The sequence below is a fragment of the Streptomyces sp. NPDC021115 genome (assembly GCF_044333065.1).
GTDB lineage: Bacteria > Actinomycetota > Actinomycetes > Streptomycetales > Streptomycetaceae > Streptomyces.
The window spans coordinates 149,662-164,843 of the sequence record NZ_JBIRQF010000013.1; the positions used below are offsets into that span (position 1 = coordinate 149,662).

At 73.6% G+C, this 15,182-nt stretch carries 14 protein-coding genes; 3 read left to right on the plus strand and 11 right to left on the minus strand.

Annotation, left to right across the window (positions count from 1 at the left end):
* The first annotated feature begins 69 nt into the window (after nt 1–69).
* Entirely contained in the window at nt 70–993 is a 924-nt protein-coding gene (locus ACH4TL_RS32090) for a VOC family protein (protein ID WP_398325768.1), read from the plus strand.
* An 8-nt stretch (nt 994–1,001) separates the two neighbouring features.
* On the opposite strand, the gene ACH4TL_RS32095 is transcribed toward ACH4TL_RS32090, so the two are convergent.
* A complete protein-coding gene (locus ACH4TL_RS32095; protein WP_398325771.1) occupies nt 1,002–2,393 on the minus strand; it encodes a PHB depolymerase family esterase in 1,392 nt (463 codons plus the stop codon).
* Nucleotides 2,394–2,696: 303 nt separating this feature from the next.
* Between ACH4TL_RS32095 and ACH4TL_RS32100 the strand changes: the two genes are divergently transcribed.
* Nucleotides 2,697–3,146 (plus strand): cupin domain-containing protein, encoded by a 450-nt coding sequence (locus ACH4TL_RS32100; protein ID WP_398325774.1) that lies wholly within the window; start codon nt 2,697–2,699, stop codon nt 3,144–3,146.
* Nucleotides 3,147–3,256: 110 nt separating this feature from the next.
* Nucleotides 3,257–3,553, plus strand: a complete 297-nt coding sequence (locus ACH4TL_RS32105) for an antibiotic biosynthesis monooxygenase family protein (protein ID WP_398325777.1) — start codon at nt 3,257–3,259, stop codon at nt 3,551–3,553.
* A 49-nt stretch (nt 3,554–3,602) separates the two neighbouring features.
* Here the strand turns inward: ACH4TL_RS32105 and ACH4TL_RS32110 are convergent, their stop codons facing one another.
* From ACH4TL_RS32110 to ACH4TL_RS32155, 10 genes are all read right to left on the minus strand, one after another.
* A complete protein-coding gene (locus ACH4TL_RS32110) occupies nt 3,603–4,136 on the minus strand; it encodes an SDR family NAD(P)-dependent oxidoreductase (protein WP_398325780.1) in 534 nt (177 codons plus the stop codon).
* Complete coding sequence (locus tag ACH4TL_RS32115; RefSeq protein WP_398325783.1) at nt 4,133–5,458, minus strand: MFS transporter; 1,326 nt, start codon at nt 5,456–5,458, stop codon at nt 4,133–4,135. Before ACH4TL_RS32115 ends, ACH4TL_RS32110 begins: the two co-directional genes overlap by 4 nt.
* 58 nt (nt 5,459–5,516) lie before the next feature.
* The gene (locus ACH4TL_RS32120; RefSeq protein WP_398325786.1) at nt 5,517–6,254 is read right to left on the minus strand and encodes a methyltransferase; all 738 of its coding nucleotides are present in this window, start codon (nt 6,252–6,254) and stop codon (nt 5,517–5,519) included.
* Between the two features lie 136 nt (nt 6,255–6,390).
* Nucleotides 6,391–8,439, minus strand: a complete 2,049-nt coding sequence (locus ACH4TL_RS32125; RefSeq protein ID WP_398325789.1) for a heavy metal translocating P-type ATPase — start codon at nt 8,437–8,439, stop codon at nt 6,391–6,393.
* Nucleotides 8,432–8,848 (minus strand): ArsR/SmtB family transcription factor, encoded by a 417-nt coding sequence (locus ACH4TL_RS32130; protein ID WP_398325792.1) that lies wholly within the window; start codon nt 8,846–8,848, stop codon nt 8,432–8,434. The genes ACH4TL_RS32125 and ACH4TL_RS32130 overlap by 8 nt, the downstream gene beginning before the upstream one ends.
* Before the next feature lie 27 nt (nt 8,849–8,875).
* Complete coding sequence (gene lnt / locus ACH4TL_RS32135; RefSeq protein ID WP_398325796.1) at nt 8,876–10,381, minus strand: apolipoprotein N-acyltransferase; 1,506 nt, start codon at nt 10,379–10,381, stop codon at nt 8,876–8,878.
* 95 nt (nt 10,382–10,476) lie between these two features.
* The gene (locus tag ACH4TL_RS32140) at nt 10,477–12,585 is read right to left on the minus strand and encodes a cytochrome c oxidase assembly protein (RefSeq protein WP_398325799.1); all 2,109 of its coding nucleotides are present in this window, start codon (nt 12,583–12,585) and stop codon (nt 10,477–10,479) included.
* Nucleotides 12,575–13,126 (minus strand): copper resistance protein CopC, encoded by a 552-nt coding sequence (locus tag ACH4TL_RS32145; RefSeq protein ID WP_398325802.1) that lies wholly within the window; start codon nt 13,124–13,126, stop codon nt 12,575–12,577. Before ACH4TL_RS32145 ends, ACH4TL_RS32140 begins: the two co-directional genes overlap by 11 nt.
* A 72-nt stretch (nt 13,127–13,198) precedes the next feature.
* Nucleotides 13,199–13,810 (minus strand): hypothetical protein, encoded by a 612-nt coding sequence (locus ACH4TL_RS32150; RefSeq protein ID WP_398325805.1) that lies wholly within the window; start codon nt 13,808–13,810, stop codon nt 13,199–13,201.
* Nucleotides 13,811–13,956: 146 nt separating this feature from the next.
* The gene (locus ACH4TL_RS32155) at nt 13,957–15,090 is read right to left on the minus strand and encodes an FAD-dependent oxidoreductase (RefSeq protein WP_398325808.1); all 1,134 of its coding nucleotides are present in this window, start codon (nt 15,088–15,090) and stop codon (nt 13,957–13,959) included.
* Nucleotides 15,091–15,182 lie beyond the last annotated feature (92 nt).

Consider the following 15,182-nt stretch of genomic DNA (forward strand, 5'->3'; position numbering starts at 1 on the left):
TTCACCGGTACCCTGCCGGAATCGCTGAGCTCGACCAGGTACTTCGCGAGTCCCCGGAGGCATCACGCCATGAGCCTGCACACACTGACCAGCGTCACCATCGGCGTTCCCGATCTCGACGCGACGACCGCCTACTACGACGCGTTCGGTCTCGAACACCGCGGTGGGGGAGTGTTCGCCACCCGCGACGGCGGGGAGCAGCTGCGCCTCGTGCGCACCCCCACCCGTCGGCTGGTGGAGATCGGCATCGGGGTGGACGACGCGGACGACATCGCCCGCGTCGCGGCGAACCTGCGACGGCTCGGTGTTCCCCACGACTTCGACGCCCATGTCCTCCGCGCGACCGAGCCGATCACGGAGGTGGTGGCCCGTATCGAAGTCGCGCCCCGCACCGTGGCACGACCGGTGCCCGCCACCCCCTACAACGGCCCGGGCCGGGTGGAGCGCAAGGGCCGCGCGCCCGGCGTGCTCCGGGACGGGGCGGTCCGGCCCAAGAAGCTCGGGCACGCGGTCATCGGCACGACCGATCTCCACGCCACCACGGCGTTCTTCACCGACGGCCTCGGCTTCCGGATCAGCGACTACATAGGCGACAAGGGCGCGTTCATGCGGTGCTCCGTCGACCACCACAATGTGCTGGCGATGGCCGCGCCGGTCGCGTACCTGCACCACACCAGCTGGCAGGTGGACGACATCGACGAGGTCGGGCGGGGCGCCACCGCGATGCTCGAAGACCATCCCGAACGCCATGTGTGGGGCCTGGGCCGCCACCACGCCGGATCGAACTTCTTCTGGTACCTCAAGGACCCGGCCGGTAACTTCTCCGAGTACTACTCGGACATGGACTGCATCCCCGAGGACGAGATCTGGGAACCCGAGGTCTTGGAAGGGGCGGCGGGCCTGTTCAACTGGGGCCCGCCGCCACCACCCTCGTTCCTCCACCCGGAAGACCTCGCCGAACTCATGACCGGCCGGCACGCACCCCGAAGCTGAGTCAGGACCTAACGGGACTGGTCGAAGAGCCAGTCGAGGACGACGTCGTTCTCATATGTCTGTGCCCACGCGAAGTGCGGGCTCACCGGCGTCGTCCCGGGCGTGTAGCTGGTGAACAGCACATGGCTGCCGGCTCGGCGTGCCTGTTTCAGCAGGGCCCTGGACCGGGCTTCGAACTCCGCCTTGGGCAGGTCGTTGGCCCACTCCCCGCGGGTGATCCGTGCACCGGCGCTCTCCAGCGCGTTCATCAGCGTCCAGGTGCCGGGCTTGCCGAACCGTCCCTCCCGGTAGGGGACCACCGGGTCGTCGATGGAGTGATCGGCCCAGATCGGGATGTGCGTGATGCCGTCCATGGCCGGCGCCTCGCCCCAGCCGGCGGTGGCCAGGGCCGCGGCGAAGGTGTGGGGATGCCTGGGGAGCAGGTTGAAGATGCCTCGCGCCCCCGAGGACAGGCCGACGAGATAGAGCCGGTCCGCGTCGACGGGGCGCTGCGTCGTGAAGGTGTCGATGAGTTCGACCAGCGCCGCTCGGACCTTGGGGTCGGTCCAGTCCGTGTTGTCGGGTCCGTCCGCGGGACGGGGCAGCGGGATCTGGGGGGCGAGCACGAACGCCGGGTGCCGACGCTGGCGTTCCGGCTCGGCGAAGGTGACGGCGATGCGATTGGCGGTGAGCTGGGTCATGTTGTTGTCGGCCACTTCGCCGCCGCCGTGCAGGGTGACGACGAGCGGATACCGGGTGGCCGCTCTTGGACGCCGTACGAACCCTTCCGGCTGATAGAGCCGGAAGGCCAGCTCGAATCCCGTGGAGTCGGTGAACGATCCCGCGCTGAAGTCGTCGGCCACCGGGGTGATGACGTCGTCGTTCCGGACCGCCAGCGGACCGGCCGGGAGCACCAGGTCGCCGCCGGGAGTCCGCACGTCGGCCACCTGCCGGACGGCGTAGGCGCGATCGAGCGGAAGAGGGTCGGTGCCGGACGCCGGCGCGTTGGCGTCGTCCGGGTCGAGCTCGATGATGAGGTATCTGCCCGGCCGTCCCGCCTTCGGGTGGTTCTCCGTCCCGGCCACGGTGTTCGGGTAGGCCCGGATGACCGTTCGGGCCGCGCTCCGCCCGCCGATGTCCGCGGTGACCTGGAACGCGGAGGGTGGGATGACGCCGCCGCGCATGTCGAGGGGGCGCGCGTAGCGGATGGCGACGGCGGTCACCCGCCAGTTGTTCCTGGGCGTCACCCGTGTGATCAGGGCGGTCCGCAGAGCGGGACCCGCCCCGGAGGCCGCCGGCCGTCCCGGCGCGGGGGCATCGGCCGCCGCGGTGGCCGCGGTGGCCGCGGTGGTCACCGTCGAGGCGCTGACGGTACCAGCGGCGGCCAAGGTGAGCGCCGTACGTCTGGTGATGTCTCTCATGGGTCCTCCGGAAGGTGTCGGGCGGCCCGCGAGGGCCGGGTGTCGAGCCGAATGCCTGGTGCGGTGAACCGGGAATGAGCCGTACGGTGTGGCGAGCGCCGACGCGCGGCAGAGGGGCGTCGTTCCGGGGTGAGGCAGGTGGCGGGGGACGCCCTGTCACGGGTGAGTCTCCAAGCCGTGTCCGAAGGGTGTCCAGAATTCGGACGGAGATCTGTCGATGCGTCATGCGCATCAATCCCCGGCGCAAGAGATCAGGTGTTGAGCTGAGGAAGCGGAAGTTCACTCGGAGAGAGGGAAGCCCACATGAACGAGAAGATGCCCGAGACGGCCCGCCTGCTTCAGATGAGTGCACACCCCGAAGGCGGTTGGTACAAGGAGACGTGGCGCAGTCCCACCGAGACGCAGCCGGAGGGCTACCCGGGGCGGAGGTCCATCTGCACGGCCATCTACTTCCTCCTGCCTCCCGGCGAGGAGTCCCGCTGGCACACCGTTCGTTCGTCGGAACTGTGGCTGTGGCACCGTGGTGGCCCCTTGCTGCTCTTGCTGGGCGGCTCCGGGGAGACGCCCGCGAAGGAGCCTGAAAGGGTCCTGCTCGGCCCCGACCTCGCGAGCGGGCAGCGGCCGCAGGCTCTCGTACCGGCTGGACACTGGCAGGCTGCTCACCCGGTCGGCGACGAAGAGGTGCTGGTGAGTTGTGTGGTCGCGCCCGGATTTGATTTCGACGACTTCCGACTGCTGCCGGACAGCCACTGACGCCTGCCGCCTGAAATGCCACGCGTACCCTCGTCGAAACCGTGTCACCGCGCGGGTCGACACCGACCCGCGACTGACCGCCGCCGCGACCCGAGAGCAGGAACACCACCGTGATCACCGAGATCGCCCAGATCGAGATCCACCCGGGCCAGGAGAAGGAGTTCGAGGAGGCCGTCGCCAAGGCCCTGCCCTTCTTCCTCGAGGCCGACGGCTGCGACGGAGTCGACCTGCACCGCAGCGTCGAACACCCCTCGCGCTACCGGCTCATGGTCCGGTGGGAGACGGTCGAGCACCACACCGTCACCTTCCGCGGCTCCGAGGGATTCACCCGCTGGCGGGCGCTGGCCGGACCGCACTTCGCGGCTCCGCCGCAGGTCGAGCACGTGCACTCCGTCCTCGCACCATGACGTCGGCGGCCGGGACCGCGACCGGTCCCGGCCGATCGGACCACTGACCTCAGTACGCCGCGTCGGCCGGGTCGATGAGGAGCTGGGGGATCGACACGTGTGCGGGCTGGTGCAGGACCCATTCCATGGCCGCCGCGACGTCCTCGGCGTGCAGCGGGTGGTAGGGCCAGGCCGCCACGTCGTGTACGCGGGGCACGGGGGTCGCCCGCGAGCACCGAGGCGAACTCGGTGTTGGTGGAGCCGGGCGAGAGCAGGGTGACGCGGCGCCCGCCGGGCGGGCGCTTCTCCAGCGCGAGTGACTCCGCGAACCCGCGAGCCCGTGCTTGGCGGCGGCGTAGACCGCGTGACCGGGAGCGGGCCGGTGGCCGAAGACCGAGCCGATGAGGATCAGTTGTCCGCCGGTGTCGTCCAAGGCCCGCAGCAGGGACGCGGCGAGCACCACCGGGGCCAGCAGCACCACGCCATGGCCCGCGGCCGCCAGTCGGCGCGCCGTGGCCAGTCCGATACCGCTGCTCGCCCCGGTGACCAGCACCGTGCCACCCACCGTGGTACGGCTCCCGTCTCGCGCGCCCCGGCCCGTCATGAGGCCCCCTTCCGCTCCGCCGCCGGCTGTGGCTGCCGTGTGCCGTGGGCCGCCTCGTCGACGGAGTCGAGCAGGCCGGGCGGGTACCACAGGCTCATCGCGGAGACCAACGCCACCGCCGCGGCGCCGACCAGCACCGGCACCATGCCCGTATGGGCCGCGAGCACCCCGCCGAGCAGGGCGCCGACCGGCATCGTCCCCGTCAGCACGGCCTGGAGGAAGGCGTTGACCCGGCCCTGGAGGGCGGGGGGCGTGATGAGCTGGCGCCCGGTGGTCATCGCGATGGCCCACACCGTGGCCAGCAGCCCGAAGCACAGTTCGTAGAGGACGAGGACCGGGAAGGCGAAGCCGAGTGAGGCCGCCGGGATCAGGAACAGCGCGGCCGCGGCGCCCACCGCGCAGTACTGCGTGGCGCGTCCGAGCCCGACCGTCCTGCCGACCCGGCCGGCCAGCAGCACACCCCCGCTGGTGGCCACGGTGTACGCCGTGTACACCGTGCCCAGCTGCCAGGGCGGCAGCCCCAGGTCCCGGGTCGCGTAGAGCACGAACAGCGCCCCTCCGGCCCCGCCACCCAGGTTGAGCCCGGCGGCCGCGAACGCCTGACGCCGCAGCAGGGTCTCGTCGCGGATCACGTCGAGCCCTTCCCGGATCGCGCCGAGGCGGCTCCGGGAGGACGGGCCCGCCTGGTCGGCCGGGATGTTCAGGGCGGCGGGCAGTGCACACAGGAACACCGCCTGCACGGCGTAGGCCGCGCAGTCCACCAGCAGCGCCGGGGAGGCCCCGACCAGTCCGACGAGCACTCCGCCCAGTGCGGGGCCGCCGATCTGTCCCGCCGTACGGGCGCCGGTCAGGGCGGAGTTGGCGGTGAGCAGCTGGCCGGGGCGGACGATCCGGGGCAGCGCCGACTGGAGCGAGACGCTGAGGACCGAGGTCAGCGCGCCCGACGCGATGGCCACCGCGTACAGATGGAGCCAGCTCAGCCGCCCGACCGCGTGGACGAGCGGGACCGTTCCCACGATCACCGCCTGGAGCAGGGCGCTGAGCACGACCAGACGGCGCAGCCGGGCCCGGTCGACGAGCACCCCGATGAACGGACTCAGCAGCACACCGGGCAGATACGTCAGCGCCATCAGCGCCGACGCCCCCAGCGGGCCCGCGTCCAGGCCGGTCACGGCCAGCAGCGGCAGCGCCAGCGCGGTGACCTGCCGCCCCAGGGAGCTGGTGGCCTGTTCGGCGCAGAGCAGCACGAAGGGCCGGTACCGCTTGAGCGGTACGGTGGCCGACTCCTCCGAAGCCGTGGAGGGGGAAGCCGAAGAGGTCACGATCAGTTCCCTGAGTAAGGCACGGGCCAGTGGATCGTCTGTTCGACGCGGGGCGGAGCTAGGCGGCGGGAGCGGTGCGCTGGAACTCGTAGAGCACGTACACCAGCGACGTCAGGCCCTCGCCCTCGCTGTCGCGGGGGCCCGCGAAGTCCGTGGGGAGGGCGATCTCCTCCCCGCGGTACACGGACGCGGTGAACCCCGACCGCGCGGCCAGCTCGTGGAGGCGCTGCGGATTGCCGAGGGTCTCGCTGAAGCCCAGGAAGACGCGGCTGGTCTCGGACATGTGCCGGGCGAGCCCGGCGAAGAACGCGCCGTGCATCTTGTAGCCGGAGTCGAAGGCCGCGTAGTCGATCTGGCTGCGGAAGTCGTGCTCGACCGGCGCCTCGACGAAGGGGGAGTTCCAGTAGATCAGGTCGAACGTCGTGCCCTCGTCGAGCCCGGAGAACAGGTCGCTGGTCAGCGTGGTGACCTTGTCGCCCACCCCGTGCCGCACCGCGTTCAGCCGGGCCGTTTCGGCTGCCGCCGGGTTGATGTCGAGGGCGCAGACCCGTGAACAGCCCCGCATCGCCGCGATGACGGCCGTCACCCCTGCGCCGCAGCCGACTTCGAGGAAGCTGTCGGCCTCCTCGTAGGGCAGCCAGGACGTGAAGAGCTTCGTGGCGACCGCGTTTCCCGGCCACACGTCCGGGAGCAGATGCCATTCGCGGTCGAAGACCGTGAAGGTGTCCTGTGGCGGACGCTCCCGGAAACGGGCCAGGTCCCATTGCCCCACGTCGTAACTGAACTCATTGAGCATGAGCACTCCCGTCGGGTCTCGTGGGCGGCCGGGCGCGCGTCACGAGTTCCGACGCGACATCAACGGATCATCCACGCCGCCGAATCCTCCGTCAACGGCGTTCCAGGACCGGTGCCGGACGGCCGAATCTCACCGGTCAACCGCAGCCGCAGGAGTCGCCGCAGCAGCCGGTGGCGGATGCCGGGGCCTGGGCGGCGCCGGAGCCGGTGCCGAGGGGGAGCAGCACCTTGCCGACCGGGGCGGGGGCCACTGCTGCCGTGGTGCGCAGCGGCGGGTGGGCGGGCAGACGCTTCCGGCGTCCGGCGCGGATGCCGTTGCCGATGACGAGGACTTCGGCCAGCTCGTGGGTGGCGACGACGGCTGCCAGGCCGAGGACGCCGGTGGCGGCCAGCGGCACCAGGGTGACGAGGATGGCGCCGGACATCACGAGGTTCTGGGTGAAGACGCGGCGGGCGGCCCGGGTGTGGGCCGTGGCGTCCGGCAGGCGCCGCAGGTCCTCGCCCATGAGCGCGATGTCGGCGGCCTCGATGGCGACATCGCTGCCCATGGCGCCCATGGCGATGCCCGCGTCGGCGGTGGCCAGGGCGGGGGCGTCGTTGATGCCGTCGCCGACCATCGCGACCGGCCCGCGTGCCTTCAGCTCCGTGACGATGCGGGCCTTGTCCTCGGGCAGCAGTTCGGCCCGGACGTCGGTGATCCCGGCGTCGGCGGCGATCGCCGCCGCGGTACGGGCGTTGTCGCCGGTGAGCATCACCACGGTGACGCCCTGCCGTTCGAGTGCGGCGATCGCGTCGGCTGCCTCGGGGCGGACCTCGTCGCGGACGGCGACGGCGCCCAGCAGGGTGCGGTCGTGTTCGACGAGGACCACGGTGGCACCGGCGTCCTGGAGCCGGGTCACCTCCGGGGCGAGGGGGCCGGGGTCGATGAAGCCGGGCTTGCCGAGCCGGGCCGCGCGTCCGCCGACGGTGCCGCGCAGCCCGTTGCCGGGCACGGCCTCGACGTCGCCGCCCGCGGTCAGGGCCGTGGTGTCGACGGCGGCGAGGATCGCCGCGGCGAGCGGGTGTTCGCTGCGCGCCTCCAGCGCAGCGGCCACGGTCAGCACCCGGTCGCGGTCGGTGTCCGCCGCGGTCACGACCTCGATCACGGCGGGTTCGTTGCGGGTGAGCGTGCCGGTCTTGTCGACGGCCACCACCGTGACCCGGCCCAGCGCCTCCACGGCCGCACCGCCCTTGAGCAGCACTCCGGCCTTGGACGCGGCGCCGATCGCGGCGACCACGGCGACGGGCACGGACAGGGCGAAGGCACAGGGCGCGGCCGCGACCAGGACCACCAGGGCCCGCTCGATCCACACGCCCGGGTCGCCGAGCAGGCTGCCGAGGCCCGCCACGAGCGCGGCGAGCACCAGGACGCCGGGGACGAGCGGCCTGGCGAACTTCTCGGCCAGGCGCTGGCTCGCGCCCTTGCGCTCCTGGGCCTCGTGCACGATGTGCACGAGGCGGGCCAGGGAGTTGTCCTCGGCGGTGGCGGTGACGGCGATCTCCAGCACGCCGGAGCCGTTCACGGTGCCCGCGAACACCTCGGCGCCGGGGCCGACTTCGACCGGCACCGACTCGCCGGTGACCACCGAGGTGTCCAGCGCGCTGCGGCCGTCGGCCACCACGCCGTCGGTGGCCATCCGCTCGCCGGGCCGCACCAGCAGCACGTCACCGACGCGCAGGTCGGCCGGGGCCACCTCGGTCTCGGCGCCGTCGCGCAGCACCCGCGCGGTGGGCGGCACCAGGTCCAGCAGGGCCCGCAAGCCCTGCTGGGTACGGGCCACCGCGTAGCCCTCGAGACCCTCGGCGACGGAGAACAGGAACGCCAGTGTGGCGGCCTCGCCGTACTCGCCCAGCACCACCGCACCGACCGCGGCGATGGTCATCAGCAGCCCGACCCCGAGGCGCCCGCGCAGCAGGGCCCGCACGGTGCCGGGTACGAAGGTGGCCGCGCCGGTCAGCAGCGCCGCCAGCACCGCGCCCGTGGCCCAGACGCCGGGCAGCGGGAGGGAGGCCAGCAGCAGCGCACCGGAGGCGGTGGCCGCTTGCAGTTCCCGGACCTGCCACACCGCCGCCGGGGCGGCCTCGGCGCCCGCCGCCGCACCGGGGGCGGCGGCGGGCGCGTCGGTCCCGCAGCACGCGTCAGCCATGACGTATCGCCTCGCCGCCGTGTGCCGCACCCGTCCGCCCGTCGGCCGCGCAGTCGTAGTCGTCCGGGGTGCAGACCGGCTCGGCGGAACCGGCGGCGTCGACCGGCAGCACCAGCGCGGCCAGGTCGGCCAGGGCATGCGCCAGCCTGGGGTGGGCCAGCTCGTAACGCACCCGGCGCCCCACCGCCACCGTCCGCACCAGGCCACAGCCGCGCAGACACGACAGGTGGTTCGACACGTTCCCCCGGGTCATGCCCAGCCGCTCGGCCAGATCCGACGGATGAGCGGGCCCCTCCATCAGCGCCAGCAGCAGCCGTCGCCGGTTCTCATCGGCCAGCGCGGTGCCCACCCGGGCCAGCGCCGCGGCATCGACGGCCACCGCGGCGCCGCCCTCATGCAAGGTGTCCATGCGGGCAACGGTACAGCCTTGGCTGAATTAAGTGGAGACTGTATCTGCTCGGTCGCCCGCGCGCCTGCGCCAGCCCCAGGCCACGGCCGCGCAGGCGGCGACCGCGAAGGCCGCTTCCGGTAGCGCGCCGAGACGGGTGGCGAGCGTGGTCGTCGTGCGCAACGGCACGGTGCCGGTGAGCACGTCACGGGTCCAGGGCCCGGTGGAGTCCATGACCGTGCCGTCGGGGGCGACCATCGCGCTGATGCCGGTGGTGGAGGCCACCAGGACCGACCGGTCGTGCTCGACGGCCCGCAGCCGGGACATCGCGAGCTGCTGCTCGGGCTCGGCGGGGTTGTCGTCCCGCATGTAGGTGGCGTTGTTGGTGGGGACGGCGATCAGGTTGGCGCCGGTGCGGACCGCGTCGCGGACCTGACCGTCGTACGCCACCTCGTAGCAGATGGACTCCGCGAGCCGTACGCGCCCGGCGTCCAGCCGTACAGGACCGGTGCCCGGGATGAAGTCGCGCGGGATGAGCTGGAGGTCGCCGAGCCCGCCGAAGACGTCGCGCAGCGGGATGTACTCGCCGAACGGCACCAGATGCTGCTTGGTGTAGTACCGGCCGGGGCCGCTGCCGGGGCGCCACAGCAGCCCGGCGTTACGGATCCGGTCACCCGGTGCGTCGAGGATCGCCCCGACGACGATCGGCGCGCCGAGGTCGGCGACGACGTCGGAGATCTGGTCGCGGAGCAGGACATCGGTGCGCGGGTCGGTGTCCGTGGCGTTCTCCGGCCACAGCACGAGATCCGGCCGCGGGGTGCGCCCGGCCCGTATGTCGCGGGCGAGTTGCCGGGTGGCGGCGATGTGATTGGTGGCGACCTGTTCGACCCGGGCCTGTTCAGCGAGGCTTCGGGCGCGCGGCACATTGCCCTGGACGACGGCCACGCGCGCCTTGGCACCCGGGCCCTTGGCGGCCGGGGCGGGGACCAGCAACGTTCCGCAGGCGCACACGGCCACGGCCGCCGCGAGTCCGGCGAGTCCCCCGGCCGTGGGGCGACGGTTGCCGGGGCGGCCGGTCAGCAGCGCGGCCAGACAGCCCGCCACCACGGCGACCACGGCGCTCACGGCGGGGGCGCCGCCGACCGACGCCCAGCCGAGCGCGGGGGATTCGGCCTGGCTGAAGGCGAGCCGCCCCCACGGGAAGCCGCCGAGCGGCACCCGGGACCGTACCGCCTCGGCCGTCACCCACCAGCAGGCCGCCCACAGCGGCCATCCCGGCAGCCGGGCGAAGACCGGTACGGCGCAGCCGAGCAGGCCGAGCAGCGCGGCCTGGGCAATGCTCAACGCCGCCCAGGGCAGCACACCGAGATTCGTCAGCCACCACAACAGCGGGCCGAAGAACGCGAGTCCGAAGAGGGCGCCCAGGGTGAAGGCGGCGCGCGGCCGCCGGTCGCGGAGCGCGGCCAGCAGCAGCGCCGGGCCGACGGCGGCGGCCGGCCACAGACCGATCGGCGGGAAGGCCGTGACCAGGAGCAGGCCACCGGTGACCGCCATGGCCGGACCCCGCCAGGCGCGGTCGTGACGCCACGTGCCGTGACGCCACGTCCGTATGCGCGCCGGAAGCGCACGGCTCGACGCCGCCTGTGTGTTCAACGCTCGTCCTCCATCGGTGGGGCCTCTCCGTCGGCCGTTCGCATATCGCTCGCGCGAGTGGATCTCACGCTTTTACCACCCGCGCCCGCGGCGCGCGCCATCCGGGCGTCCCGGGCGTGAAGGCCCGCCAGGTAGGCGTTGTACGCGGCCAGCGGGTCGTGGGCGTCGCCGCGGCCGATCCGGCGGTCGACGCGGCGCGCCTCCCGGGCGTCGGAGCGGATCCACTGGACGGCCAGGATGATCGTGGTGACCAGCACCGGGATGTCGCCGGTGGCCCAGGCGATGGCGCCCGCGTCGTACTGGTCGTCGGCGAGCGGGGGACCCCAGGACCGGTCGAGCGGCGCCCACCAGTCGCCGCCGATGAGATCGGTCGAGCTCATCAGCGAGATGGCGAACCAGGAATGGAACGGCATCGTGAGGATCATCACGAAGAGCTTGGCCAGATGCGGGATGCGATGCGGCCCCGGATCGACCCCGATGATCACCCAGAAGAACAGCAGCCCGACGACCAGGAAGTGGGCCAGCATCGCCAGATGGCCGTAGTGGCTGCGCATCAGAACGGCGAAGAGCGGGGTGAAGTAGACCGCGAAGGCACTCCCGATGAACAGCACCCCGGCCACGGCCGGATGCGAGATCACCTTGACGTAGCCACTGCCGAGCACCGCCGTCAGCAGCTCGCGCGGACCGCGTCGGCCGCCCTTCGGGGCGGCGGGCAGCGCGCGCAGGGCGAGGGTGACCGGCGCGCCCAGGACCAGCAGGATCGGCGCGCTCATCGCCAGCGTCATGTGCTGGCCCATGTGCACGCTGAACAGCACCTTGCCGTACGTGCCCAGCCCGCTCATCGTCGCGGCCACGATGACCGCGAGACCCGCGAGCCACGCCACCGTACGGCCCACGGGCCATGCGTCACCGCGTGCCCGCAGCCTGCGCACACCCGCCAGATAGGCGAGGGCCGCGACGGCGGTGCCGAACGCGAAAACCCCGTCGAGACGCCACTCGGTGAACAGCGGCGTCCACGGGAAACCCCCGAGCGGGGCGGGCATCGGGAAGCCGAGCAGTTCCCGGACCGGGTCGTAGACCTCCGGCTCCCGCGCCGGGGCCGGGCTGCGGGACAGCCCGGCAGCGAGCCCGACGGTCGCCGCCATCAGCAGGAGTTCGGCCGCTGCCAGCCGGGCGAAGGCGGCGCGCCGCCCGGCCTCCAGCGCGGGCAGGGTACGCCGGCGGTGCCGGGCGCCGCAGGCCGCGAGGGCGAGCAGCGCGGTGGTCTTGGCGAGGAGCAGCAGCCCGTAGCGGGTGGTGAACAGCTGCCCGGGGGAGTCGAGTCGGATGAGCCCGCTGATCACACCGGTGGCGGCGACCGTGCCCAGGCACCACGCGGCGAGCGGGCTGAAGCGCCGTACGGCCGCCGCCGCGTCGGACGGGGCCCGCAGGGCGGTGGCCGTGACCGCGGCCAGCCCGCCGATCCACACCGTGGCCGCGAGGACGTGCGCGGCGAGGCTGATCACGGCGGTGTCATGGTTGCCCGCCGACGCCGAGTGGCCGCCGAACGCGGGCGGCACCAGCCCCGCCAGCGCCACGTACAGACCGGCCGTGGCCGCGCCCCGGGTGGTCACCCCGGGCATAAAGGTGGCCAGCGGCAGCGCGGCCAGCGCGGTGAGCGCCAGGGCGCGCCCCTGCGGCGCGTTGGTGGCGACATCGGCCAGCACCGCGGGATCCAGCACCTCGGCGGGCGGCTGGGCCAGCAGGTCAGAGGCGGTGAACACCAGGGCCGCCAGCGTCGCCAGCAGCCATCCTCCCGCCGCCACGGCCGCGCCGGTCAGGGCCCGCAGCCGCCGCCCGCTCAGCCGCCGGTCGCCGGGCGCCAGATGGGCGACCAGCAGCAGCGCGCCCACGGTGCACACCGCGGCGAGATCGGCGGCGGCCCGGGCCAGCGGCAGCCCCCACGCGGTGACCGGCCCGGCGTCCGGCAGCCCCGGTACGGCCTCGGGGATGCCGCCGCCGAACCGTACGGCCGCCAGCAGCGTGCCCGTCGCGGCCGCGACCGCCGCCAGTGCCAGCAGCGGAGGGCGGCGCAGGAGGGTACGCGATACGGGGTCAACCGCCATGGCGGGACCTCCTCTTGTGCAGCACGTACGCGACGCCGCCCGATCCCGCGAGCACCACGGCCGCCCCCGCGGCCAGCGGAAGCGCACCGGGTCCCGAGGAGACGTCCCCGGACGGCTCGGCCCGTTCGGAGTCCCGGCCGGAGGGGACCGTACGCGCGGTGGCCACGGTGAAGGTGAGGCTGCCCGAGACGGGGTGGCCGTCGGCGGAGACGACCCGGTAGCCGACGGTGTAGCGGCCGGGTGGCGCGTCGGCCGCCAGCGCCTGGGTCACGGTGCGTCCGGCGACCGTCGCGGCGCCCGCGGTGAGGGAGCGGCCGGAGGCGCCGGTGACCGCGACGCGGCTGTAGCGGGCGTCCATCGGATCGTTGAAGGTCAGGGCCACCCGGCCGGGTGCGGTGGCGAGCCGGGTGCCGTCGTCCGGTGTGCTGCCGGTCAGCTCGGTATGGGCCGCGGCCGGTGGCGCGGTGGCGACCGCGACCGGCGCGGCGCACACCAGCAGCCCGGCCAGGACCGCGGTGCGCGGAAGGGGCGTGGTGAACATGCAGGTGCCTTTACGCCCGGCCGCACGGCGGCCGGGATCGGCGGCCGGGCACGCGGCGGCCGCCACGCCGGTTCAGACCAGGTGGGCACCGCCGCCCGGCACCGGCCGGAGCGGAAGCGGAACACGCGGGATCACCCGGCGGTACGGCGGAGCGCGCTCACCCCGGCACGGCGGCGCCCGGAAGGCGACGGTGGTACGCCCCGGAGCAACCAGCGGGACCGACGGAAGCCGCCGTACGGCCCGTACGGGCCCGGGCAGCCGCAGGCTGAGCCGCTGCCGCGCGGCCGTGGCCAGGGTCCGCAACGGCCGCAGTACGGCGTCCGTCACCCCGAGCAGCCGGACGGCGAGCACGACGGTGACCGCGTGCCCGGCCGGAACCTCCCAGGACGGATGGCCGGGCGCGGCCGGGTACAAACCGGGCAGGGTGAAGGTCAGATGGAAGGCGGCCTGCGCACCGCCGAGCGCGGCCAGCACGCGTTCGGGGGAGCGGACGTCCCGTACGCACAGCAGCAGCCCGAGGAACGCCGCCGACCCGCAGCAGGCCAGGACGGAACCCCACGGCGACGCGCCACCGGCCTGCCCGAGCAGCGGAAGCAACACGGTCAGCGCGCCGAGCACCGCGGCCCGGCCGCCCCCCAGGGGGCGCCCGGGGCCCGGCGTCGGCCCGCGCCGTACAGCTCGCATCGCGTCACAGTCCTCGAAGTCCGGCCATGTCCCGCGCCCCGCCGTGGCATTGGCGGACGCGGGGGTCGCGGAATCGCAGCGTATCGGCCCGGAAGTCCTGGCCCGACACCGGCCGCAGGGGAGGGGGCTTCAGCTCGGCCGGAGGCTCACGGGGTCCGCCCGCCTCCGGCGAACATGTCGATCAGGCCGTGGGGTGCGTCGGCTCCGTAGAACAGCTCGTGGACGTAGGCGCCTTCGGCGGCGGCCGCGGCGCTGCGGGGGAACATGGCCTGCTCGTACACGGTGAGCGCGGTCTCGATGTCGTCGGGGTGTGCGGCGAGGGCCCGGCCGAGTTCGGCGGCGTCGTACATCGCCAGGTTGGCGCCCTCGCCGTTCGGGAGCGAGAGGTGGGCGGCATCCCCGAGCAGGGTCGTCCCCGGCACCCGCTCCCACCGGTGCTCGGCGGGCAGGGCGAAGAGGGGGCGCGACACCGGGGCGGTGTCACCGTCGGCGATCAGCGCGGTGAGCTCCGGTGCCCAGCCGGTGAACTCCCGCGCGATCCGCGCGGTGGCGGCGGCGGGATCGGTGAAGTCGATGTCCGCGAACCAGTCCCGCGGCCGGGCGAGCATCACATAGGTGTGCAGCGTGCCGCCGTTCTCCCGGTGCGCCAGGAATCCCCTGCCCGGCGCGAGCGCGAACAGCGACCCGCCGCCGACCGCTTTCGCGCTGGCCGGGTGGCGGGTGTCGGCGTCGAACAGGTAGGTCTCGACGGCCGACATGCCGATGTACTCGGGGGTGGTGCCGGAGAGCAGGGGCCGGACCCGGGACCACGCGCCGTCCGCGCCGACCAGCAGGCCGGTGGTGACGGTGGTGCCGTCGGCGAAGGTCACCTGGTGGCGGCCGCCGCCGAGGGCACGGGCCCCGCTGACCTTGTGCCCCCATCGGACGGTGCCGTCCGGGAGCGAGTCGAGGAGCAGCTGCCGCAGCTCGCCGCGCAGTACCTCGGGGCTGCCGCCCGTACCGTCGTCGGCCTGGTCGAACAGGACGCTCCCGTCCCGGTCCAGGACCCGCATCGCCTGGCGGCCCGCTAAGACGAGGCCGCGGAACGCGTCCGTCAGTCCGGCCGCCCGCACGGCCGGTTGTCCGGTGTCCTCGTGGATGTCGAGCATCCCGCCCTGGGTACGCGCCGTCGCGGAGGTCTCCGCCTCGTAGACGGTGGCCCGGATGCCGTGAACGTGCAGGACGCGGGCGAGCGTGAGGCCGCCGAGTCCGGCACCGATGATCGTGACGTCAGTGGTCATGGTGGTTCCTTGCTGTCGCACGCCTGCCGGACGGACACCCGGCAGGATCTGGGTGAAAGGTCGCAGGCCCCGCCGGGAAACCACCGACAACG

What these genes read in the sequence shown, in the direction of transcription:
- ACH4TL_RS32090 (WP_398325768.1), top strand. Translation starts at nt 70, where the DNA reads ATGAGCCTGCACACACTGACCAGCGTCACCATCGGCGTTCCCGATCTC.
- ACH4TL_RS32095 (WP_398325771.1), bottom strand. Translation starts at nt 2,393, where the DNA reads ATGAGAGACATCACCAGACGTACGGCGCTCACCTTGGCCGCCGCTGGT.
- ACH4TL_RS32100 (WP_398325774.1), top strand. Translation starts at nt 2,697, where the DNA reads ATGAACGAGAAGATGCCCGAGACGGCCCGCCTGCTTCAGATGAGTGCA.
- ACH4TL_RS32110 (WP_398325780.1), bottom strand. Translation starts at nt 4,136, where the DNA reads ATGACGGGCCGGGGCGCGCGAGACGGGAGCCGTACCACGGTGGGTGGC.
- ACH4TL_RS32120 (WP_398325786.1), bottom strand. Translation starts at nt 6,254, where the DNA reads ATGCTCAATGAGTTCAGTTACGACGTGGGGCAATGGGACCTGGCCCGT.
- ACH4TL_RS32125 (WP_398325789.1), bottom strand. Translation starts at nt 8,439, where the DNA reads ATGGCTGACGCGTGCTGCGGGACCGACGCGCCCGCCGCCGCCCCCGGT.
- ACH4TL_RS32130 (WP_398325792.1), bottom strand. Translation starts at nt 8,848, where the DNA reads ATGGACACCTTGCATGAGGGCGGCGCCGCGGTGGCCGTCGATGCCGCG.
- lnt (WP_398325796.1), bottom strand. Translation starts at nt 10,381, where the DNA reads ATGGCGGTCACCGGTGGCCTGCTCCTGGTCACGGCCTTCCCGCCGATC.
- ACH4TL_RS32140 (WP_398325799.1), bottom strand. Translation starts at nt 12,585, where the DNA reads ATGGCGGTTGACCCCGTATCGCGTACCCTCCTGCGCCGCCCTCCGCTG.
- ACH4TL_RS32145 (WP_398325802.1), bottom strand. Translation starts at nt 13,126, where the DNA reads ATGTTCACCACGCCCCTTCCGCGCACCGCGGTCCTGGCCGGGCTGCTG.
- ACH4TL_RS32150 (WP_398325805.1), bottom strand. Translation starts at nt 13,810, where the DNA reads ATGCGAGCTGTACGGCGCGGGCCGACGCCGGGCCCCGGGCGCCCCCTG.
- ACH4TL_RS32155 (WP_398325808.1), bottom strand. Translation starts at nt 15,090, where the DNA reads ATGACCACTGACGTCACGATCATCGGTGCCGGACTCGGCGGCCTCACG.